This is a genomic window from Streptomyces sp. WI03-4A, from assembly GCF_033792105.1.
Lineage (GTDB): Bacteria > Actinomycetota > Actinomycetes > Streptomycetales > Streptomycetaceae > Streptomyces > Streptomyces collinus_A.
This window is the reverse complement of record NZ_JARAUO010000063.1, coordinates 1-20265: the sequence shown is the minus strand read 5'-3', so window position 1 is coordinate 20265 and position 20265 is coordinate 1. Positions and strand designations below refer to the sequence as shown.

General features: G+C 73.0%; 19 protein-coding genes and 1 pseudogene. 11 read left to right on the top strand and 9 right to left on the bottom strand.

From position 1 onward, the window contains the following. The first annotated feature begins 469 nt into the window (after positions 1 to 469). The 8 genes from PV343_RS37675 to PV343_RS37640 all read left to right on the top strand — a co-directional run bounded on the left by PV343_RS37675 (position 470) and on the right by PV343_RS37640 (position 7426). Positions 470 to 1651 (top strand): ATP-binding protein, encoded by a 1182-nt coding sequence (locus PV343_RS37675; RefSeq protein ID WP_319151575.1) that lies wholly within the window; start codon positions 470 to 472, stop codon positions 1649 to 1651. Next, positions 1648 to 2493, top strand: coding sequence for a roadblock/LC7 domain-containing protein (locus PV343_RS37670; RefSeq protein WP_319151574.1), 846 nt, complete (start codon positions 1648 to 1650; stop codon positions 2491 to 2493). The genes PV343_RS37675 and PV343_RS37670 overlap by 4 nt, the downstream gene beginning before the upstream one ends. Beyond that, on the top strand, positions 2490 to 2873 hold the full coding sequence (locus PV343_RS37665) for a DUF742 domain-containing protein (RefSeq protein WP_319151573.1): 384 nt from the start codon (positions 2490 to 2492) through the stop codon (positions 2871 to 2873). Before PV343_RS37670 ends, PV343_RS37665 begins: the two co-directional genes overlap by 4 nt. A gap of 3 nt (positions 2874 to 2876) precedes the next feature. After that, the gene (locus PV343_RS37660; RefSeq protein WP_317441446.1) at positions 2877 to 3437 is read left to right on the top strand and encodes a GTP-binding protein; all 561 of its coding nucleotides are present in this window, start codon (positions 2877 to 2879) and stop codon (positions 3435 to 3437) included. Between the two features lie 12 nt (positions 3438 to 3449). Next, positions 3450 to 4814 carry a cytochrome P450 gene (locus PV343_RS37655; protein ID WP_319151572.1) on the top strand — a complete coding sequence of 455 codons (1365 nt, stop codon included), beginning with the start codon at positions 3450 to 3452 and terminating at the stop codon, positions 4812 to 4814. A 95-nt stretch (positions 4815 to 4909) separates the two neighbouring features. Next, positions 4910 to 6157 (top strand): cytochrome P450, encoded by a 1248-nt coding sequence (locus PV343_RS37650; protein WP_319151571.1) that lies wholly within the window; start codon positions 4910 to 4912, stop codon positions 6155 to 6157. Beyond that, positions 6154 to 6930: an enoyl-CoA hydratase/isomerase family protein gene (locus tag PV343_RS37645; protein ID WP_319151570.1), complete on the top strand. Its 777-nt coding sequence runs from the start codon at positions 6154 to 6156 to the stop codon at positions 6928 to 6930. Before PV343_RS37650 ends, PV343_RS37645 begins: the two co-directional genes overlap by 4 nt. Positions 6931 to 7027: 97 nt before the next feature. Then, on the top strand, positions 7028 to 7426 hold the full coding sequence (locus PV343_RS37640; RefSeq protein ID WP_319151569.1) for a nuclear transport factor 2 family protein: 399 nt from the start codon (positions 7028 to 7030) through the stop codon (positions 7424 to 7426). Between the two features lie 102 nt (positions 7427 to 7528). On the opposite strand, the gene snpA is transcribed toward PV343_RS37640, so the two are convergent. Further along, positions 7529 to 8212 (bottom strand): snapalysin, encoded by a 684-nt coding sequence (gene snpA, locus PV343_RS37635; protein WP_319151568.1) that lies wholly within the window; start codon positions 8210 to 8212, stop codon positions 7529 to 7531. A gap of 185 nt (positions 8213 to 8397) precedes the next feature. Here snpA and PV343_RS37630 point away from each other — a divergent pair, with 185 nt between their 5' ends. The 3 genes from PV343_RS37630 to PV343_RS37620 all read left to right on the top strand — a co-directional run bounded on the left by PV343_RS37630 (position 8398) and on the right by PV343_RS37620 (position 11830). Then, complete coding sequence (locus PV343_RS37630; protein ID WP_319151567.1) at positions 8398 to 9396, top strand: LysR family transcriptional regulator; 999 nt, start codon at positions 8398 to 8400, stop codon at positions 9394 to 9396. Between the two features lie 116 nt (positions 9397 to 9512). After that, on the top strand, positions 9513 to 10388 hold the full coding sequence (locus PV343_RS37625; protein ID WP_319151589.1) for an alpha/beta fold hydrolase: 876 nt from the start codon (positions 9513 to 9515) through the stop codon (positions 10386 to 10388). 221 nt (positions 10389 to 10609) lie between these two features. Further along, positions 10610 to 11830 (top strand): hypothetical protein, encoded by a 1221-nt coding sequence (locus tag PV343_RS37620; RefSeq protein ID WP_415923544.1) that lies wholly within the window; start codon positions 10610 to 10612, stop codon positions 11828 to 11830. Between the two features lie 16 nt (positions 11831 to 11846). Here PV343_RS37620 and PV343_RS37615 read toward each other — a convergent pair whose 3' ends face one another. From PV343_RS37615 to PV343_RS37580, 8 genes and pseudogenes are all read right to left on the bottom strand, one after another. Then, complete coding sequence (locus tag PV343_RS37615; protein ID WP_319151565.1) at positions 11847 to 13409, bottom strand: hypothetical protein; 1563 nt, start codon at positions 13407 to 13409, stop codon at positions 11847 to 11849. A gap of 171 nt (positions 13410 to 13580) precedes the next feature. Further along, complete coding sequence (locus PV343_RS37610) at positions 13581 to 14723, bottom strand: sugar phosphate isomerase/epimerase family protein (protein ID WP_319151564.1); 1143 nt, start codon at positions 14721 to 14723, stop codon at positions 13581 to 13583. Next, entirely contained in the window at positions 14720 to 16129 is a 1410-nt protein-coding gene (locus PV343_RS37605; RefSeq protein ID WP_319151563.1) for a nucleotide pyrophosphatase/phosphodiesterase family protein, read from the bottom strand. The genes PV343_RS37610 and PV343_RS37605 overlap by 4 nt, the downstream gene beginning before the upstream one ends. Further along, positions 16126 to 17295, bottom strand: coding sequence for a metabolite traffic protein EboE (gene eboE, locus PV343_RS37600; RefSeq protein WP_319151562.1), 1170 nt, complete (start codon positions 17293 to 17295; stop codon positions 16126 to 16128). The genes PV343_RS37605 and eboE overlap by 4 nt, the downstream gene beginning before the upstream one ends. A gap of 4 nt (positions 17296 to 17299) precedes the next feature. Then, the gene (locus PV343_RS37595) at positions 17300 to 18148 is read right to left on the bottom strand and encodes a TatD family hydrolase (protein ID WP_319151561.1); all 849 of its coding nucleotides are present in this window, start codon (positions 18146 to 18148) and stop codon (positions 17300 to 17302) included. After that, a complete protein-coding gene (locus PV343_RS37590) occupies positions 18148 to 18786 on the bottom strand; it encodes an EboA domain-containing protein (protein WP_319151560.1) in 639 nt (212 codons plus the stop codon). The genes PV343_RS37595 and PV343_RS37590 overlap by 1 nt, the downstream gene beginning before the upstream one ends. Beyond that, positions 18783 to 19664, bottom strand: a complete 882-nt coding sequence (locus PV343_RS37585) for a sugar phosphate isomerase/epimerase family protein (protein ID WP_319151559.1) — start codon at positions 19662 to 19664, stop codon at positions 18783 to 18785. The genes PV343_RS37590 and PV343_RS37585 overlap by 4 nt, the downstream gene beginning before the upstream one ends. After that, positions 19661 to 20265: pseudogene (locus PV343_RS37580) on the bottom strand (prenyltransferase); the annotation flags it as partial. The pseudogene PV343_RS37580 and the gene PV343_RS37585, both read right to left, overlap by 4 nt.

Genomic DNA, 20265 nt, shown 5'->3' with positions numbered 1-20265 from the left:
CCCCGCGCGCCGCCCCCGCCCCTCGGCCGGCCGAGACATATACGACCGGGCGCATGCAGAACGGCACACATCACCGCCGGACAGAAATCCGACAAAAAACTATGAGTCCGGTATGGCGCGGAATGAATACCAGGGCCCGGCGGGGGCCGGACGACCGGTGCTCCATCAATGGTTTCCGCGGCGCACACGCGACGGTTACGCGCCGGCCCATTGAATCCTGTACGGCCGTCACGCGAGCGGTACAACCGCCGCCCGGGACAGGGCTGTTGGGCACTCCGCGTGGCGGTCGTTCCCCCATGTCAGTGATAGCATCCCGGCGTCTGCGACCTTGGTCCACTCGGCTCAGACCCCGTATTGAGATCGGGCCGGTTCTCAACACGACGGCGACCGAGTCGTACCGAGCGGTTGTGCCACGGAATCCCCCGATCCGTTCGCCGACGACCGCAGGCTAGACATAGGAAAGGTTTCCATGACTCGAGACGCACTCGTCTGGTGCCTGGTTGCGGCGACGGTGATCGCCGTGGCCGCGGCCCTGGTGCTCAGTCGCCGCAACAAGGCCATGGCGGCGAAGAAGCAGCAGGCCGAGGCCGTCCTCACCCGGAGATTGAGTGAGGCCGACGGTCAACTGGCCACCTTAAGGGCTGAGTTGCACCAGCACCAGGCCGAGCACGACAAGACCATCCGGGAAGCCGAAGAGGCGGCCGAGGAAAGCACCAAAGCCGTTCTCAAGGGTTCCGCGCGCTTTCTCCAGAGCCTGGCCGCGGAACAGTTGACGCTTCTCGAGGAAATCCAGCGCAAGTACGGCGGACACTCCGTTCTCGGCGACCTGCTGGAAGTCAGCCACGCCAATGCGCAGATGGCCCGTAAGGCGCAGGGCATCGCCGTGATGTGCGGCGCTCCGCTGGGCCGCCGGAACAGGCCCGCGAGCGTTTATGACGTGGTGCGCAGCGCGCAGGGTCAGATTCGCAATTTCCGCCGCGTGGAAATCATGCAGCAGACCGGTTTCGCGCTGAAGGCATCCGCGGTTTCCCCGGTCGCCCTGGCCGTGGCGGAACTCCTCGACAACGCTGCCAGCTTCTCCCAGCAGGGTTCGCCCATCGAGGTCAATTTCCAGCGGGTCCAGAAGAATCTGTGCATCGTCATCGACGACGCGGGCGTCGGAATGAACGACGAGGAGCGGCAGAAGGCCTCCGCGCTGCTCTCCGGTGACTTCCGCCCCCGGCTCTCCCATCTCGGCAACCAGCCGAAGTTCGGCTTCCCCGTGATCGGCCTGCTCGCCCAGCAGTACGGGTTCCGCGTCGACGTGACCGGGGTGTCCCGGTACGGCGGCGTGCGGGCGGTCGTGCTGCTGCCGGAGGAGCTGTGGACCGAGGAGGAGACGGCACCGGTCGAGGACCCCCAGGTCAGCGGTATCCGCGGCACCGTCGGGCGGCCGGAGCCGGTGTCCCGCACGGCGCACGGCCTGCCCCGCCGGGGAGCGCGCCAGGTTCCGATCGCCAGTGTTCCCGACCAGGAGACCGCGGGCGCGCCCGCGGCGCCGGCGGAGGACGCGGGCCGGGCCGCGGGCCGGAGCCTGGGAGCCTTCCAGCGCGGCACGCTCTCGGGCCGCAACCTCACCTCGGCACCGTCCGAAGGGTCCGATGACGCATGACCACCGACCTGTCGTGGATGCTCGAGGACATCGTGCACAACGTGCCGAAGGCGCGGCACGCCGTCCTGCTGTCCGCGGACGGCCTGCCGCGCGGCTCGACCGACGGCATGGAGCGCAAGGACGTGGGGACGATCTCCGCCGCCATGGCGGGCATGCAGTCGCTCAGCCGGGCGACCTCCCACTTCGCCGGGCCGGGGGAGGACAGGCAGTGGAACCAGACGATCATCGAGTTCTCGCACGGCTGGATCTTCCTGATCGGAGCCGGGCAGGGCGCGTATCTCGCGGCGGCCGCCGCGCCCGACGTCGACATGCAGCAGATCTCCTTCCGCATGCACCGGCTGGTCGCGCGGCTCGGCAACAACCTCACCTCGCCTCCCCGGGTGACAGCCGAGGACGGTGACGGGCCGGCGGTCCGCACCTCGGCGCAGGCCGGGGCCACGGCCGGCACGGGCATCCCGATCGCCGACCTCGACGGCGTGGTCGGTGACGTCCAGGGTGCCCGGCACGCGGTCCTGCTGGGCGCCGACGGGCTGCCACGCGGCGCGACGACGGGCATGAGCCAGGATCTGGCGGACACCATCTCGGCCGCCATGACGGGCATCCACGCCTACAGCCGGGCCACCTCGCAGTTCGCCGGGGTGTCGCAGGACGCGCAGTGGCGGCAGACGGTGATCGAGTTCCAGCACGGCTGGATCTTCCTGATCTCGGCGGGGCACGGCGCGTTCCTCGCCGCGGCCGCCGAACACGACGCGGACATCGAGGAGTTCACCACCCGTCTGCATCAGGCGGTGCCGCGGCTGAACGCACACATGGCACCACACGGGGAGGCGAGCCGCACGTGAACGACGAGCCGGATCAGGAACTGGAGCTGACCTCGGCGTTAGTTCCGCTCTTCGTCATCACGAACGGGCGTGGTCTTCCCCCGGACCACGCCTATGAGCGGACGGCCCTGGTGTCCGCGCACCAGGACGCCACCGTCTCGGCCCGCACGCTCTCCCCGGAGGCGCGTCAGGTCCTGGAGCTGGTCAAGGACGGCTTCCTCTCCGTCGCGGAAGTGGCCGCCCACACCCATCTGCCGCTGGGAGTCGTGCGGATCCTCCTGGCGCAGCTGGAGGAGGGCGGTCTCATCATCGCGCGGAAGCCGGTTCCGCGTGCCGAACGTGTCGACCGAGAAGTGCTCAACGCCGTACTCGACGGCCTCAAAGCCCGATTCGGAGCGTGATTCGTGTACCTGGATTCAGGTGTCCTCACCGCGGTGAAGATCCTCGTGGTGGGGCACTTCGGGGTCGGGAAGACCACGTGCATCGGAAGCATCTCCGAGATCGAGCCGCTCAGGACCGAAGAGGAGATCACCGAGGCCAGTGTGGGGTTCGACGACCTGTCGGGGACCCCGGACAAGACCACCACCACGGTCGCCATGGACTTCGGCCGCCTGACCATCAGCGACGAGGTGGTCCTGTACCTCTTCGGCACGCCCGGTCAGGAGCGTTTCAAGGAGATGTGGGAGGAGCTGTCCCGCGGGGCGCTGGGCGCGCTGGTCCTGGTCGATCCGGAGCGGCTGTCCGAGTCGTTCCCGGTGCTGGACCTGGTCGAGCGGTTCGGCCTGACGTACGCCATCGGCGTCAACCATTTCGAGGGCACGACCGACTATCCGCTCACGGAGATCCGTGAGGCGCTGAACCTGTCCGACCGGACACCGGTCGTCGCCTGCGACGTCCGGGACGAGCAGTCGGCGGCGCAGGCGCTCATCACCCTCGTCCGTCACCTACTCACCCTTCTCGACTAGGAGCCTCCCCCCATGCACCAGCGTCCCGGCGGCCCACCGCCCGGCTGCCCCGCACACGGCAACACGCCACTCTACGGACCCGAGTTCGGCTCCGATCCCGACGCCCGCTACGCGTACCTGCGCGGCCTCGGCCCGAGCGCGCCGGTCGACATCGCCCCCGGGGTGGAGGTCGAGCTGGTCACCAGTTACGACGCCGCCCTGTACATCCTGCAGAACCCCGCCTCGTTCGTCCGGGACTCCCGGCGCTGGCGGGCCCTGAACGAGGGCCGGGTGCCCGAGGACAGCCCGGCGCTGCCCATGATGGGGTACCGCCCCAACGCGCTGTTCAGCGACGGTGCCGCGCACGCCCGGCTGCGCCAGGCCGTCACCGACAGCCTCGCCACCGTCAACGAGCTCCAACTGGTGCGCCAGACGCAGCAGTCGGCCGAGTACCTGATCAGCCGGTTCAGCTCCGACCGGCTCGGGCAGGCGGAGCTGATGGCCGAGTACGCGCAGCCGCTGCCGCTGCTCGTCTTCAGCGACCTGTTCGGCTGCCCGCCGGAGATCGGTGACCGGGTCATCGTCGGCATCAGCGGCATCTTCGACGGTACGGCCGGCGCCGACCTGGTGCTGGGCGAGGCGCTGGGCGAGCTGATCGCGCTCAAGCGCCGCCGCCCCGGAAACGACCTGACGACCCGTCTGATGGAGCACCCGTCCCAGCTGACCGACGAGGAGATGCTGCACCAGCTGGTGACGCTTCTGTCGGGCGGCACCGCGCCCCTGTCGGCGACGATCGGCAGCAGCAGCGCGCTGATCCTCGGCGAGGAGTGGCAGGCCGGGCTGCCGGTCGAGGACGCCGTCACCCAGGTGCTGTGGAACTACGCGCCGATCGCCAACTACGCGGCCCACTACCCCACCCACGACGTGGAGCTGGGCAACCGGGTGCTGCGGGCGAACGACCCGGTGGTGATCTCCTTCGCGGCCGCCAACACCGATCCGCGGCTGGCGGACCACCGCGAGCAGCTCAGCGCCAAGGCCCATCTGGCCTTCGGGGCCGGGCCGCACGCCTGCCCCGCCAAGGACCCGGCGTTCGTGATCGCCGTCACGGCCGTCGAGACCCTGCTGAACCGGCTTCCCGACGTCGAGGTCCGGGTTCCGTTCAAGGACCTGAACTGGGTGCCGGCCCCCTGGAGCCGTTCCCTGGTGGCCCTGCCGGTGCGGTTCACGCCCCGCGCCGTGACACCGCCGGCCGCGCAGGCGCCGGCCCCGGAGCCGCAGCCGGTCGCTGCCTCCCCTTACCGCGCCGCGCCCCAGGCGTCGCGGCCGGCGGCGGCAAACGCTTCCCGTCCCAAGCCCGGTCTGTTCAGCCGGTTCCTCGCATGGACCAGAGGGGAGTGACGTAGGCAACTCTCCACGTGAATAGTCATCTTGTATGTGTCAGTCGGCCGAGGGGTATGCATGGCGGCTGATGCTGAGATCAAGAAGGAGCCATCGTGGAGACAGCGATAACTCCGCCTGTCGACAGACGCTTCGCCGTCCCGTTGTTCTCACGGCTGCGGACGGCGAAGGGCCAGGCCAACCCCTTTCCCCTCTATGCCGAACTCCGGTCGGGGGGCGGAGTCGTCGCAGCACCCTGGGGCGGGCACCTCGTCACCGGTTTCGACCTGTGTGACCAGGTCCTGCGCAGCAGGGAATGGCTGGAACCCGACACACGGTGGCGGGAGGAACAGGGGGACGGCACCCGCTGGACGGCCCCGTCCTCGCGCGAGATGAGCCGGACCCTGCCCGCCCTCAACCCTCCGGACCACACCTGGGTGCGCCGCTCGGCGGGCATGTTCGACCGCGCCTCCCTCGAGGACCTGCGCGGCACGGTGGGCCGGCTCACCGGCCGGTTGCTGGACACGCTGGCCGCACGCCTCGACGAGGGTGAGGCGGACTTCAACGCCCTGGTGAGCGAGGAGCTGCCGGTCGCCACCGTCGGACATTGGCTCGGGCTGCCCACGGCCGACTTCGCCCGGCTGCGGGAGCTCACCCACGACCAGGTCTTCACCCAGGAACTGCTGCCGTCCGCCAGCCAGCTGGCGAAGTCGGACGCGGCCACCGCGCAGCTGCGCACCTACTTCATGGAACTGGTCCGCGAGCGCCGCGCCCGCCCCGGCGACGACCCCGTCTCCCGGTGGATCGCGGTCTGGGACACCATGGAGAGCGACCAGGACGAGGCCGACGAGGGGGTCTACTTCCTGGCCCTGTTCGTCCTGCTGGCGGCGCTGGAGACCACGTCCACGCTGCTGTCGACGATGACGCTCCTGCTGCTGGAGCACCCCCGGCAGTGGGACCGGCTCACGGTCCACCCCGACCTGGTGCCCGCCGCCGTTGAAGAATCGTTGCGCTACGACCCGCCCACCCACGTGATCAGCCGTGTCTGCGCCCGGGACCGGCTCCTCGGCGGCGTCGAGGTCCGCAAGGACGAGATGGTCCACCTCATGGTGGCGGCGGCCCACCGCGACCCGGCCAGGCACGCCGACCCCGAACTGTTCAACCTCCACCGCAAGCCCGCGCACCTCGCCTTCAGCGGAGGCGTGCACTACTGCCTCGGCGCGCCGCTGGCCCGCCTGGAGGCACAGACCCTGCTCCACCAACTGGTCAGGCGCTTCCCCCGCCTCACCCTCGTCCGCAGACCGTCCTGGGCCCCCCGCGTGGCCTTCCGGCGCCTGCTGAACCTGGACGTCGCCCTGTCATGACCGACACCCCCCTCCCCCCTCCCCACTTCCCCTACAAGGCCCTGCACGTCGAGTACGACGGGCCGGTCCTGCGGGTCCGTCTCCTCCCCACGGCCGAGGGCAGCACGCTGACCGTCGCCGCCCTCGACGATCTCGCGGCCCTGCTCCACAGCCTGCACGACCGCCCCGACGTCCGGGTGCTGCTCCTGTCGTCGGACGGCGAGGACTTCTGTCTGGGCGCGGACCGCGGCGAGTACCGCGCGGCGCTGGCCGAGGACCCCGGCGGGGCCGTCATGCGCCGGATCGCCGACAAGGCGTACCGCGTGTGCGACGCCCTGGAGAACACGCACGCCGTCACCATCGCCCGGCTGCACGGCAAGGTGGTCGGCGCGGGCCTCGCGCTCGCCTCCTTCTGCGATCTGCGCGCCGGTGCCGACGACTGCCGGTTCCGCATGCCCGAGCTCGGCATCGGCCTGCCGCCCGCCTGGGGCGGCGCCATGGGCCGGCTGATCGTCGAGGGCGGCGCGGCCAGGATCCGTGAACTCATGCTCACCTGCGAGACGTTCGGCGCGGAGACCGCCCAGCGCCTCGGTCTGCTGCACAAGGTCGCGCCGCTCGACGAACTCGACGCGGCCGTCTCGGCGTGGGTCAAGCCCCTCGTCCGGCGCTCGCCCGAGGCCCTCACCCTCACCAAGCGCATGTTCGCGGGCCACTCCCGGGCCGCCCGCACCGCCGACGTGGCGCTGCTCGACGCCCACCTGCTCACCGCGCAGCTCACCGCGCCCCGCCCGTAGCGGGTGGCCGGGCACACCTGGGTCGTGTCCTCGAAGTCCCGCCTGCCCCCGCTCCCGCCCCCTGGGCGGGGGACGGGCCGCGTGGTAGCTTCGCGCGGTGTCCAAGATCGAGATCGACGCGGTGACGGCCGAGTTCTTCGGCGCCTTCGACAACCGCGGCGGCAGGGCCGCCGACGTGGCGCGCGTCCGCCGGCTGGTCCTGCCCGGCGGGGTCATCGTCCGGACCGGCCCGGACTTCACGGTCTACACGGTAGAGGCGTTCATCGCGCCCCGACTGCGGCTGCTCTCCGACGGCCGGCTCACCGAGTTCTCCGAGTGGGAGACCTCCGAACGCACCGAGATCGTGGGCGACATCGCCTCCCGCGTCGGCACGTACCGCAAGTCGGGCATCCGCGACGGCGAGCGGTTCGAGGGCGGCGGCACGAAGACGATGCAGTTCGTCCGCACCCCGGACGGCTGGCGGATCGCCGCGCTCTCCTGGTACGACCATCCCTGATCCGCGCCTGGGTGACGCCGAGGGGCGGGCCGCGCGCCGGTGGCACGGCCCGCCCCTCGGTCTCGGACGGGCGGGTCTGGGGTGGGGGCTCCGCCGCTTCGGTCAGCGTGCCCGGTTCAGCTTCTCCAGGGCCTTGGCGAAGCCGTTGGCCCACAGCTGGTTGACGCGGGCGCGCTCGGTGGCGTTCGGGTAGCGGTTGGTGCAGGACGTGCCGGGGCCGCCGCCCGACATCAGCTCGCTGCACGGCCCGCTGTAGTGGTCCGGCAGACCGAGCACGTGGCCGGTCTCGTGCGCCGCGACGCGGATCGAGTCGTACTGCCGGTTCTGCGCGTAGTCGAGGAAGATGTAGCCGCTGCCGTGGCCGTTCGTGGAGGCGTAGGACCCACGGCTGTCGTTGCCCTCGTAGTAGGCGAAGTCGGCGCCGCCCGAGGTCGCCTGCAGCTTGACGTTGGACACGGAGCTGTTCCATATCGAGGCGGCGCTCGATATCTGCGAGCGGAAGCTCGGCGCCCGGGAGGCGTCGTAGTAGACGATCACCGACTGCAGGCCCGGGTGCGCCGCCTGCTTCTTGGCCACCGAGGCGAGGACGGCCTCGAAGAACGCCTTGTTGTTCGCCGCCTCCGCGGCCGAACCCGTGTACCGGGACTGCGCCGGGGCGGGTGCCGCCTCGGTGTGGGCGCTCGCCGGGATGGCGGTGCCCAGCATCGCGAACGCCACGCCGACGGCGAGCGCCACGGCTCTGCGGGTGGCCTTCCCTGAGGTGACGGACGTACGGATCGAAGTCATGTGGGGGGCTCCTTCTCGTTCGTGTGGGGTGGTGAACGATCGGTTGCCCATGAGTTTCGGGGAGCCCACCGGCCGGCGGATGATGGCAATCGGGGATAGCGCGCGGCTATCACGGCGAACGCCACTACAGCAGTTGGCCTTTGAACATCTGGCGCCCCATCAGTCACCGCCCTTACGCTCCCGGTATGGAGCTGGAGGTGAGGCACCTGCGCGTGCTCTGCGCCATCGCCGACGCCGGGAGCCTGCACCGGGCCGCCCGGGAACTCGGCATGGCGCAGCCCTCGTTGAGCACCCAGCTGCGCCGGATCGAGCAGACGCTCGGCGGCCGGCTGTTCACCCGCGGCCGTACCGGCAGCCGGCCCACCCCGCTCGGGCACATCGTGGTGAGCCGGGCCCGGCCGCTCGTCGCCGAACTCGCCGCCATCGTGGCCGAGACCCGGGCGGCGGCCGCCCGGGCCGCCGACGGCCCCCGGCTGCGCATCGGTGCCACGGCCAGCCGGGCCCTGCCGGGCTGGCTGCGCCTGCTGCGCGCCCGGGTCCCGGCCGTCGAGCCGAGCCTGCAGATGGACGTGTCCGCGAACGCGCTGCTGCGCATGGTCGCCGAGGGCAGGCTCGACCTGGCCTTCGTGCACGAGGTCGAGGGCAGCCCGCTGCGGGTCCCGGCCGGGCTGTGCCTGCGGGTCCTGGTCGAACGCGAGCCGCAGTTCGTCACCCTGGCCCCCGACCACCCGGCGGCCGCGCGGCGCGAGGTGCGGCTGGCCGACCTCGCCGGCGACCGGTGGATGGTCGACTCCACGGTGGACGGCGAGTGGGACGCGCTGTGCCGGGTGCTGCGCCGGGCCGGGATCGAGCCCGACCTGCTGCACGGCGACTACCTCACCGCCTACTCCCTGGCCGCCATCGGCGAGGTGGTCACGGTCAGCCAGCCGACCGCGCGCCCCCGGCCCGACCTCGCCATCCGGCCGCTCGAAGGCGACCCGATAGGGGTGCGGCTGCTGCTCGCGGCCCGGACGGCGGCCGAACTCGACGAGTCCTGCCCCGAGCTGGAGGAGGCGTACTGGGAAGCGGCCCGCCAGTCACCGGCCTATCAGGAGTGGCTGCGGCGCGGCACGGCCGTCGCCGGGCGGTCACCGGCGCATCGCGGACCGGGCGACGACCAGCGGGTGCTGGCCCCCGGGCGGTGAACCGGCGGCGGCCGGACGCCGGGCGGGCGATGAGTTCCGGCCGCCCGCGGGGTCGATACCGCATCCACCGCCCGACCGCCCCGACCCGACCCGGAGGGACCCGCACCGTGACCGACATCCACGTGGCCGAATCGGACCTGGAACTGCCCGACGGCCGCACGCTGCACGTCTACGACACCGGCGCGGACGCGGCAGGGGCACTTCCCGCTCCCTCGGTGCCCGCGCGGCTCACCGTGTTCTGGCAGCACGGCACGCCGAACGTGGGCACGCCGCCCCGGCCGCTGTTCCGGGACTCCGCCCGGCTCGGCATCCGCTGGGTGTCGTACGACCGGCCCGGCTACGGCGGGTCGACGCCGCTGCCCGGGCGGTCCGTCGGCGCCGCCGCCACCGACGTCCGCCATGTCGCCGACGCGCTGGGCATCGACCGGTTCGCCCTGATGGGGCACTCCGGCGGTGCCTCGCACGCCCTGGCGAGCGCCGCGGTGCTGCGGGAGCGGGTGCTGGGCGTGGTCGCCGTGTCGGGGCCGGCGCCGTTCGGCGCGCGGGATCTGGACTGGTTCGCCGGCATGGCCCCGCCCTGCCGGGCGTCGCTGACCGCGGCCGCGGCGGGCCGCGAGGCCAAGGAGCGGTTCGAGGCGGCGGCGGAGTACGACCCGGAGATGTTCACGGAGGCCGACCACGCGGCGCTGGCCGGCGACTGGTCGTGGTTCCACGAGGTGGTCGCGCCGGCCGTGGCCGGCGGTCCCGGCGGGCTGATCGACGACGATCTGGCGTACGTCGGCGCGTGGGGCTGCGACCCGGCGGCGGTCACCGCTCCGGTCCTCGTGCTGCACGGCGCCCTGGACCGGGTCGTGCCCGGCACTCACGGCGAATGGCTGGCGAAGCGCTGCCCCCGGGCCGAGCTGCGGCTGCGGCCGTCCGACGGCCACCTCTCCGTCCTCTCCGACGCGCCCGCCGCCCTGGAGTGGCTGGTGGCCCACGCGCACGGCTGAGCTCGGGCGACCGGGTGGCGCGCCCGCGCGGCTGCCCAGCGCCCGTCCGCGCCCGTCGCCCGCCGCACGTCGTCCTCGTCCGTCGTCGCCCTTTGTGCGCCACGCCGCGCTCAATGATCGATTTGTATGCTTATCGGCTTTACGGTGCCTGAAGTTCTGCGTACCGCAGGGGGCGCACAGCGCGCCTGGGCACGGTGTGGGTTGGGATGCCGATGAGTGGAATGACCCGCAGGGACGTGGCGCGCCTCGGTCTGGGCGCGGGTCTCGGCGCCGCGGTCGCCGCCCTGGGCGGCTGCGGGGAACGCGACGGGCAGGGCGGGCCGCCCGGGAGCCCGGGGGCGCCGCGGCTCATCGGGGACGGCTCGACGTCGTACACCGGCCCACAGCCGCGTCAGCCGGACTCCCCCACCCGCCTGGAGCCGGGCGAGACCCCGCCACAGTTCGTGGTGTTCTCCTGGGACGGCGCGGGCGAGACCGGCAAGGGGCTGTTCCCCCGGTTCCTGGAGCTCGCGCGGGCGCACGACGCGCGCATGACGTTCTTCCTGTCCGGCCTCTATTTGCTGCCGGAGTCGAAGATGCGGCTGTACCGGCCGCCGCAGAACCCCGTCGGCGCCTCCGACATCGGCTACCTCACCGACGCGCACATCAAGGAGACCCTGCAGTGCCTGCGCGAGGCGTGGCTGGACGGCCACGAGATCGGCACCCACTTCAACGGGCACTGCTGCGCCGGCCCCGGGTCCGTGGCCGACTGGACCCCCGAGCACTGGCACACGGAGGTCGAGCAGGCCAGGACCTTCGTCAAGTCCTGGCGCACGCACACCGGTTGGCACGACCTGGCGCCCCTGCCGTTCGACTACGACCGGGAGCTGACCGGCGGCCGCACCCCGTGCCTGCTCGGGCAGGAGAACCTGCTGCCCGTCGCCCGCGCGCTGGGGTGGCGCTACGACGCCTCCTCACCGGGCGGCGAACAGCGCTGGCCGCGCAGGCGCGGCGGGATCTGGGACCTGCCGCTGCAGTCCATCCCCTTCCCGGGGCACCGGTTCGAGGTGCTGTCGATGGACTACAACATGCTGGCCAACCAGTCGGGCAACAGCACCCGCGCCCCCTCCTACAACTACCCGGCCTGGCGGGTGCTGGCCACGGAGTCGTACCTGGCCGGCTTCCGGCGCGCCTACGAGACCAACCGGGCACCCCTGTTCATCGGCAACCACTTCGAGGAGTGGAACGGCGGCATCTACATGGACGCCGTGGAGGAGGCCCTGCGGCGGATCGCCGACACGCCGGACGTACGCCTGGTCTCCTTCCGGCAGTTCGTCGACTGGCTCGACGCCCAGGACCCCGCCGTCCTCGCGCGACTGCGCACCCTGGAGGTCGGCGAGCAGCCCGAGGGCGGCTGGTCCGGCTTCCTGCGCGCGGGCGGACGGTCACGCTCCGAGGCGTGACCGCCGCCCCGCCGGGTCAGGAGGTGGAGCCGAGGCTCTGCCTCGTGTAGGCGCACTCCGTGTAGATGTACCCGGACCGCAGTTTCGCCGTGTCCGAGGCCGGGGTGGAGGTGTTGGCGCCGTGCGGCCGGTGCACGAAGTACGTGGTGCCGACCGGCAGGCTGAGCGTGTGCTGCGGGTAGTTCTTGCCGCTGCTGCAGGGCTTGAAGCCGATCCGGATGGTGTCGGCGAACGAGTACGCCTTGCAGCTCCCGCAGCCCTTGAGGGTGAAGCTGCCGGTGACCGGGCCGGTGTAGAGCACGGTCACGTCGTCGGGGCTGTCGTTCTTGACGGTGACGGAGATGCTGCCGCCGGAGGCGGTGGTGGGCAGCTTCTTCCCGGCGGCGGGCAGGGTCTGCGCCACCTCGGCGCCGATGGCGATCTTCTTGGCGCGTTCCCGGTTGCCGCCGTGCTTGTTGTCGGAGACGTACTGGTCCATCGTCTTGCGGGCGGCATCGAAGTCGCCGTCCTTGTACTGGTCGACACCACAGGCGTACTCACCCGCGGCGCCGCTGCGGCCGGCCCGGTCGGCGGAGCCGGAGAGGCCGTCCGCGGAACCCGGCGCCGTCCCCGACAGGTCGCCGATCTGCGTGTGCAGGCCCTGCAGCTGCGTGACGGCGGCGCAGGGGTCGTGGCCGTGCACGGCCTTCTCCGCCGTCTTCACCTGCGCCGCGACGGCCGGCGCGACCTTGGCCGCCGGCGCCGAGCGCGGGAAGGTGTTCAGCAGGTCGCCGAAGCGCGGCACCCAGTCGTCCTGCCCTGCGGTCAGGCCCGACCGGCCGCACTCGTACAGCGAGGTCGCCAGCCGGTCGTCGGGCCACCGCGTCAGCGACCCCAGCTGCTCCTTCGGCATGGAGCGGGGCACCGTGCGCAGGTACTTCAGCGCGTCGATCGCCTCGCAGTACCGCTGGTGGCCGTAGGCGGCGCCGACGGTGGTGTAGTAGGTCCGCATGCGGTCGGGCACCTGGTCGGCGGCCCGCGAGCCGGGGTGGTGGACCGCGAGGTCGCGGTAGACGTCCAGGGCCGTCCCGTAGTCGGAGTGGGCGGTGGCGAACTCGTGCCGCCCGGCCGCCGTCACCAGGCGGTCGGCCTTCTGAAGCCGGTCGAGGAGGGCCTGCTGCACGGCTTCCTCGTGCGCGTCGTCGTACCACAGCGCGCCGCCCGCGGGTACGGCGAGCAGCACCACGCCGAGCAGCAGGGCGAGGGGCGCCGGACCCGGCAGGGTGAGCCGGGTGCGCAGCCCCACGATCGCGCCGTGCACGGCGGCGAGCAGCAGGAACACCGCGTACGCGGCGAGCGCGACGCCGGGGACGCCGTCGGCGTCGGCGGGCAGGGCGACGAACAGCAGGAGGACGGTGGCCGCCCAGCAGGCCGCCGCCAGGACCCATCTTCGGGTGAGCGCGTAACCGAGGCCGAGACCGCTGAGGTTGAGCACCGCGACCGCGGCGGCCCGCAGTCCGTCCGGTGGCGCGGGCGGCGGCGCGGTGGGCATCGGTGGTACCGCGAATCCCTGGTACGGGCCGTACGGATCTCCGGACATGGTGGGCTCCCCCCGTCGACAACTTCCCCCGTGACATGGCGAATCGGAAGTCTACGGCCGGGGGTCGTGGGCTCGACAGGGGGTTTCACGGGAGGTGGGGGCCGGCGGCTCGGGCGGAGGGCCGCGTGGGTCCGGTGGACCCGGCGCGGGGGTCTCCGCCCGGGCCCGCGGTCAGCGGCGCAGGGCGGCCAGGTTGCGGTAGCCGATCGCCGCGTGTTCGAGGGACTGGGACGGGTTGGTGGAGCTGGGGGCGTTGTCCTGCTCGACCATCGGGTTGTGGTAGTTGCGGTGGCCCACGCGGGAGAAGAAGGTCGTGTAGTCGATCACGCCGGTGCCGAACGGGACCATGTCGTAGCCCATCCCGTTGGTGGCGTTCACGACGCCGTCCTTGGCGTGGAACAGCGGGTAGCGCTTGTCGTTGCGGGTGACCAGCCCGGCCGGGTCGAAGATGTTCGTCTGCGTGGAGCCGTCGTGGGCGGTGTAGGTGCGGAACTTGTACTGGGCGACGTGGGCCCAGAAGATGTCCATCTCCAGCCAGACGAGCTTGGGGTCGGTGATGGTCAGGAAGTACTCCAGCTTGCGGATGCCGGAGCTGCGGGTCGGGCGGCCCTGGGTGTCGAGCGGGCCGCCGTCGAGGAGGAACCCGTAGGCCGCGTCGTGGTTGTGGGTGTACAGCTTCAGGCCGGCGCGGCGGGCGAGGTCGCCGAGGGCGTTCCACTTGTCGGCGGCCACGTCCCAGTCCGCCTTGTAGGCGCTGCCGGTGGGGTCGCCACCGGTGCCCACGTGGGCCATGCCGAGGATGTTGGCGATCTCCAGGTGCATCTTGAAGGTGTCCAGGTCGCCGCTGCTCAGCGGCCAGGAGGCGGGGATGAACCCGTGGTTGCCCCGGGCGCGCAGCCCGTTGTCGTCGAGCCAGCGGCGCAGCAGCCGGGCGCCCTCCACGGACTCCAGGCTCGCCCCGCCGGGCGCGTTGGCGTGCTGGCCGTAGCCGGCGAACTCGACCTGCTGGTAGCCGAACCGGGCGAGCTGCTCGAACACCTCCCGGAACCCGGACGGCAGCGTGGAGGCCTGCGGGTCGCGGCCGATGGCGTCACGGACGGTGTAGAGGATGATGCCCCGCTTGTCGGCGGGGACGAGGACCTGGCCCTTGCCGTGGTCCGCGCCGGTCCCGGGCGCTGCGTGGACGGGGCTCGCGCCGAAGACCGGGGCGGCGATCGCGCCGGCCGCGACGGCGGTGCAGGTGCTCAGGAAGCTGCGGCGGCCGAGGCCGAGGCTGCGGCGGAGCTGGTCGTCGGTGTCGTGCGTGTGGTTCACGGGTGCCTTCTTTCGGACGGGTCGTCGGTGCCGAGACCGGCGAGGCGGAGCAGGAGGGACTTCACGTCGGTGGCCGCGATGCGGTCGCCGACGGCACGGGGGGTGGAGCACAGGAGGAGCGGACCGTCGTCGTCGCTCGTGGGGAGGCGGCCGTGGCTGCCGCGGATGGGCGCGGGATCGAGGGGCACGACCGCCATGCGGTAGCGCAGCCCGAGCTTCTTGCGGGCGAGCGCGGTGGCGGCCTTGACCTTGACGTAGGGGTCGAGCGGGTCCATGAACAGCTCGACCGGGTCGTAGCCGGGCTTGCGGTGGATCTCGACCAGGCGCGCGAAGTCGGGGGCGCGGGCCTCGTCCAGCCAGTAGTAGTAGGTGAACCAGGCGTCCGGTTCGGCGACCGCGACCAGTTCGCCGGCGCGCGGGTGGTCGAGGTGGTGGGCCTTCTTGCCCTCGTCGTCGAGGAGGTGCTCGATGCCGGGCAGGCCCTCGAGGGCGGCCCGGGTGGCGGCGAGGTCCTCGGGCCGCCGGACGTAGACGTGGGCGATCTGGTGGTCGGCGACGGCGAAGGCGCGGGACGCCATCGGGTCGAGGTACTCCATGCCGTCCTGGGTGTGGACCTCCAGCAGCCCGGCGCGGCGCAGGGTGCGGTTGATGTCGACGGGCCGGCTGACGGGGGTGATGCCGTACTCGGACAGCGCGACGACGGTACGGCCCTGAGCCCGGGCGTCGTCGAGCAGCGGGACCACGGCCGCGTCCAGGTCGGCGGCCGCGCGGTGGGAGCGGGGGTCGTCGGGGCCGTAGCGCTGGAGGTCGTAGTCGAGGTGCGGGAGGTAGCACAGGGCCAGGTCGGGCTCGCGGGTGCGCAGGACGTGCCGGGTGGCGTCGACGATCCACCGGCTGGAGGCGAGGTCGGCGCCGGGTCCCCAGAAGCGGAAGAGGGGGAACGTGCCCAAGTTCTCGGTGAGTTCGTCGTGCAGCGCGGGCGGCCTGGTGTAGCAGTCGGGTTCCTTGCGGCCGTCCGCGTAGTACACCGGGCGCGGGGTGACGGTGATGTCGGTGTCGGCGCCCATGGCGTACCACCAGCAGATGTTGGCGACCGTGTAGCCGGGGTGGGCGCGGCGGGCGGCGTCCCAGATCTTGTCCCCGGCGACGAGGCCGTTGTGCTGGCGCCACAGCAGGACCTCGCCGAGTTCGCGGAAGTACCAGCCGTTGCCGACGATGCCGTGTTCGGCGGGCAGGGTGCCGGTGAGGAAGGTGGACTGGGCGGCGCAGGTGACGGCGGGCAGCACGGTGCCGAGGTGGGCCTTGGAACCGGACGCGGCGAGGGACGCCAGCCGGGGCATGTGGGTGAGCAGCCGGGGGGTGAGGCCCACGACGTCGAGGACCAGCAGCGGGGTGGGCCCGGTCATGGCAGCTCCTTGAGGCCGAGGTCGGTCAGCAGGTCGCGGGCGAGGGAGAGTTCGGCGGCGATGCCGTCGGCCGGCCGGTCGCGGCCGCGGGGCCGCAGTGCCGGTGGGAGGGCCTGCCAGGTGTAGGTCTCGACCTCCAGGTGTGCGGTGAGCGGGTGCGGGCCGCCGAGCAGCCGGGCGAGCGCGGCGCGGAGCACGGGCAGGGTGGCGGTGAGGGGTGCGGCGGGGGCCGCGTGCAGCGGGACGTGGAAGTGGCAGCGCCAGGGCGCCGCGGTCGGCAGGGTGTCCTCGCTCAGGGCCGCGTCGAGGTCGTCCGTGCCGTGCAGTCCGGCCGGGGTGAGCGTGCGGGTCTGGTGCAGGAAGCGGGGCTCGGCGAAGGCGCCGAGGGCCGCGCGGACGTCGGGGCGGCCCGGGTCCTCGGCGTGCAGGGCGGCCGAGAGCTGTGACTTGACGACGGGGACGCCGGCCGCGCCGAGCGCGTCCAGGGCGGTGGCCGGGTCCTCGAAGGAGGTGGCGAGGTGGCAGGTGTCCACGCAGACGCCGACGCGGGGGTGGTCCACGGCGGTGAGCGGGGCGAGGGCGTCGCCGGTGGTCTCGACGACGCAGCCGGGCTCGGGTTCGAGGCCGACGCGGATCGAACGGCCGGTCAGGTCCGCCAGCGCGTCGAGGCGGACGCCGAGGGTGCGCAGAGCCTCGTGACCGGCGCGGGCGCGGTCGGCGCTCCAGGCGGTGCGCCAGCCGAGCGGCAGGGTGGAGACGCTGCCCTCGGTGACGTCGTCGGGCAACAGGGCGGTCAGCACGCGGGCCAGCGCCGTGGTGTGCTCCAGGCGCTCCGGGTCGGCCCAGTCGGGCCGGTAGACGCGGTACTTGACCTCGGCGGCGCCGAACCCCTCGTACGGGAAACCGTTGAGGGTGACGACCTCCAGGCCGCGCCGGTCGAGTTCGGCGCGCAGCGCGCGCAGGGCGGCGGGGTCGCGGTCCAGGGTGCGGGCGGCGTCGCGGGCGAGCCAGAGGCCGATGCCGAGCCGGTCCCGGCCCAGGCGCCGGCGTACGGGCTCGCAGTGGTCGCGGAGTTGGGCGAGCACGCCGTCGAGGGTCTCGGCGGGGTGGACGTTGGTGCAGTAGGCCAGGTGGACGGTGGTGCCGTCGGGGTGGCTGAAACGCACGGTCTCACTCCCCGCCGCGCAGCAGGGAGTTGCCCTCGTGAGTCGCCTCCGGCGGGGTGACGTCGAGGTCCAGGCGGCCGCTGAGGCCGTAGAAGGCGACGGGGTTGCGCCACAGCACGCGGTCGACGTCGTCCTCGGTGAAGCCCTCGGCCAGCATCAGGTCGGCCACCCGGCGGGTCTTGAGCGGGTCGCTGCGGCCCCAGTCGGCGGCGGAGTTCACCAGGACCTTCTCGGGCCCGTGGACGCGCAGGATCTTCACCATCCGGTGCTCGTCCATCTTGGTGTCGGGGTAGACGGAGAAGCCCAGCCAGCAGCCGCTGTCCTTCGCCTCCGCGACGGTCGTCTCGTTGAGGTGGTCGACCAGGACGCGTTCCGGGGACAGCGCGGACTCGCGGACGGCGTCGAGGGTGCGGCGCAGGCCGGCGAGCTTGTCGCGGTGCGGGGTGTGCACGAGCGCGGGCAGGCCGTGGTCGGCGGCGAGCTGGAGCTGTGCGGCCAGTGCCGTGTCCTCGGCGGGGGTCATGGAGTCGTAGCCGATCTCGCCCACGGCCACCACCTGGTCCTTGACGAGGTAGCGGGGCAGTTCGTCGAGGACGGGGAGGCAGCGGGGGTCGTTCGCCTCCTTGGGGTTGAGGGCGAGCGTGCAGTGGTGGGCGATGCCGTGCTGGGCGGCGCGGAAGGGCTCCCAGCCGAGCAGCGAGTCGAAGTAGTCGAGGAAGGAGGCGGGCGAGGTGCGGGGCTGGCCGAGCCAGAAGGACGGCTCCACGACGGCGCGGACGCCCGCGGCGCGCATGGCCTCGTAGTCGTCGGTGGTGCGGGAGGTCATGTGGATGTGGGGGTCGAACAGGCGCATCAGGACTCCTCCCGGTTCTCCGTGCCGGCCAGGGCCAGGACGCGGTACAGGCCGCTCGGCACGGGCCGGCCGGCGGCGGTGCGCTCGGCGGCGAAGTCGGCCAGCATGCGGGCGAGTTCGGCGTCGGAATGGGCGCGTTCGGCGAGCCCGGACACGGCGTCCACCGGGACGCCGGTGAACAGGCACTTCAGTACGGCGTGCCGCCAGGCGTGCGGGTCGAGGTGGCGGGCCGCGTAGGGGCCGACTGCGGCGGCGACCAGGCGGGTGTCGTTGGTTCGCAGGGCGTCCTCGACCAGCGGGACTGCGTCGGGGCCGCGCACCAGGTGGGGCAGGGCGTGCAGCACGGCGCGGCGCTCGGCGGCGGTGCCCTGCCGGTACACGCGGGCGAGGGCGGCGGGGTCGGCGTCGGCGGCGTGCAGGATGAGCACCCGGGCGGCGTCGGCGTGCCGGGTGCCGCAGCGGCGTGCGGCCTCCGCGAGGCGCAGTTCCCACACGGAGATGGGGCCGTGTCCGCCGGGGTGGGCGGCGGCCTCCTGAAGCGCCCGGTGCAGCCAGGCGCGGGCGTCCGGTTCGAGGTGGGTGTCGAGGTGGTCGCGCAGGGCCTCCGGGACCGCGTGCGCGACGGGCGAGTGGGTCATGACGTGCTTCCTTCCGGCACGGGGGCCTGGATGCCGGTGGCCGCGGCGCGGCGCAGGAACGGCAGGGAGCGCTCGGCGTGGTGGGGGCCGGCATGGGAGTGGCGGGGCAGTTCCACGACCGTCAGGCCGCGGTAGCCGCTGGCGGCGAGGGCGGCCAGCACGGGCGGGAAGTCGATCTCGCCCTCCCCGAACGGCAGATGGTCGTGGACGCCGCGGCGCATGTCCTCGATCTGCACGTGCCGCAGCCAGGGCGCGGCGGCGCGGACACAGTCGGCCGGTGGCAGGGGTTCGAGGCACTGGCAGTGCCCGAGGTCGAGGGTGAGGCCCAGGGCGGGCGGGTCGCCGAGCAGGCGGCGCAGGTGGTGGAAGTCGGCGAGGGTGGCGAGCAGGTGGCCGGGTTCGGGTTCGACGGCGAGGGGGATGCCGGCGGTGTTCGCGGCTTCCAGCACGGGGGTGAGGGAGTCGGCGAGCCGCCGCCGGGCGGTGTCCTGCGCGACCCCGGCAGGAACGATTCCGCTGAAGCAGTGCACGGCGTGCGCCCCGAGGTCGGCCGCCACCCGCACCGCGCGCAGCAGCAGGTTCACACGGCGGGCGCGGTCCTCCGGGTCCGGGTCGAGGAGGGTGGGCCCGTGCTTGCGGCGCGGGTCCAGGACGTAGCGGGCGCCGGTCTCCACGGTGACGCCGAGCCCCAGTTCGGCCAGCCGCTTCGCGACCCGGCGGGTGCGTACGGCGAGGCCGGGGGCGAGCGGGTCGAGGTGCATGTGGTCGAGGGTCAGGCCGACGCCGTCGTAGCCGAGGCCGGCGAGCAGGCCGAGGGCGTCGGCCAGCCGCAGGTCGGTCAGCCCGTTGGTGCCGTAGCCGAAGCGGAGGGCGCTCATGTGACGCTCACCTTCCGGGAGAACCGGGCCGCGAGCGGGGCGAGCGCCGCGGTGCACAGGGCGGCGGCGGGCGCCCCGGCGCGGGCGCAGAGGGCGGCCTGGAGCGGGATGGTGGCGCGGATTCCGCCGCCGACGGCGCGCTGGGTGAGCGGGGGCGACGGGTTCAGTGCGGCGTGCAGGTAGGGACGGGCGGCCAGGGCCGTGTAGACGGCGGTGAGCACCGTGCCGAGCGGCCGCCGGACCGGGCGGCGGTCCGGGCCCGCCCAGGGGCGGGCGGCGCCGGGCGGCGGACCGGGGCGGGCCGTGGTGGTGGCACGGGCCGCCGGGAGGGCGTGGGACAGCAGCAGGCCGAGGGTGCCGGTCGTGGCCAGTGCGGCGAGCGGGGGCAGTGCGGCGCCGCCGGTGGTCTCGTGGCGGGAGACGGCGGTGAGCGCCAGGGTGTGGGTGCCGAGCAGCGCGGCGGAGGGCAGGGCCCGGCGCACCGTGTCCGGGCCGGGCCGGGTGGCCGCGGCGCCGAGCAGCAGGTCGAGGCCGCGGGCCGCCGCCATGGCGACGGGACCGGCCGGGGTGCGCTTGAGGACCAGGTCGTACGCCCACACGG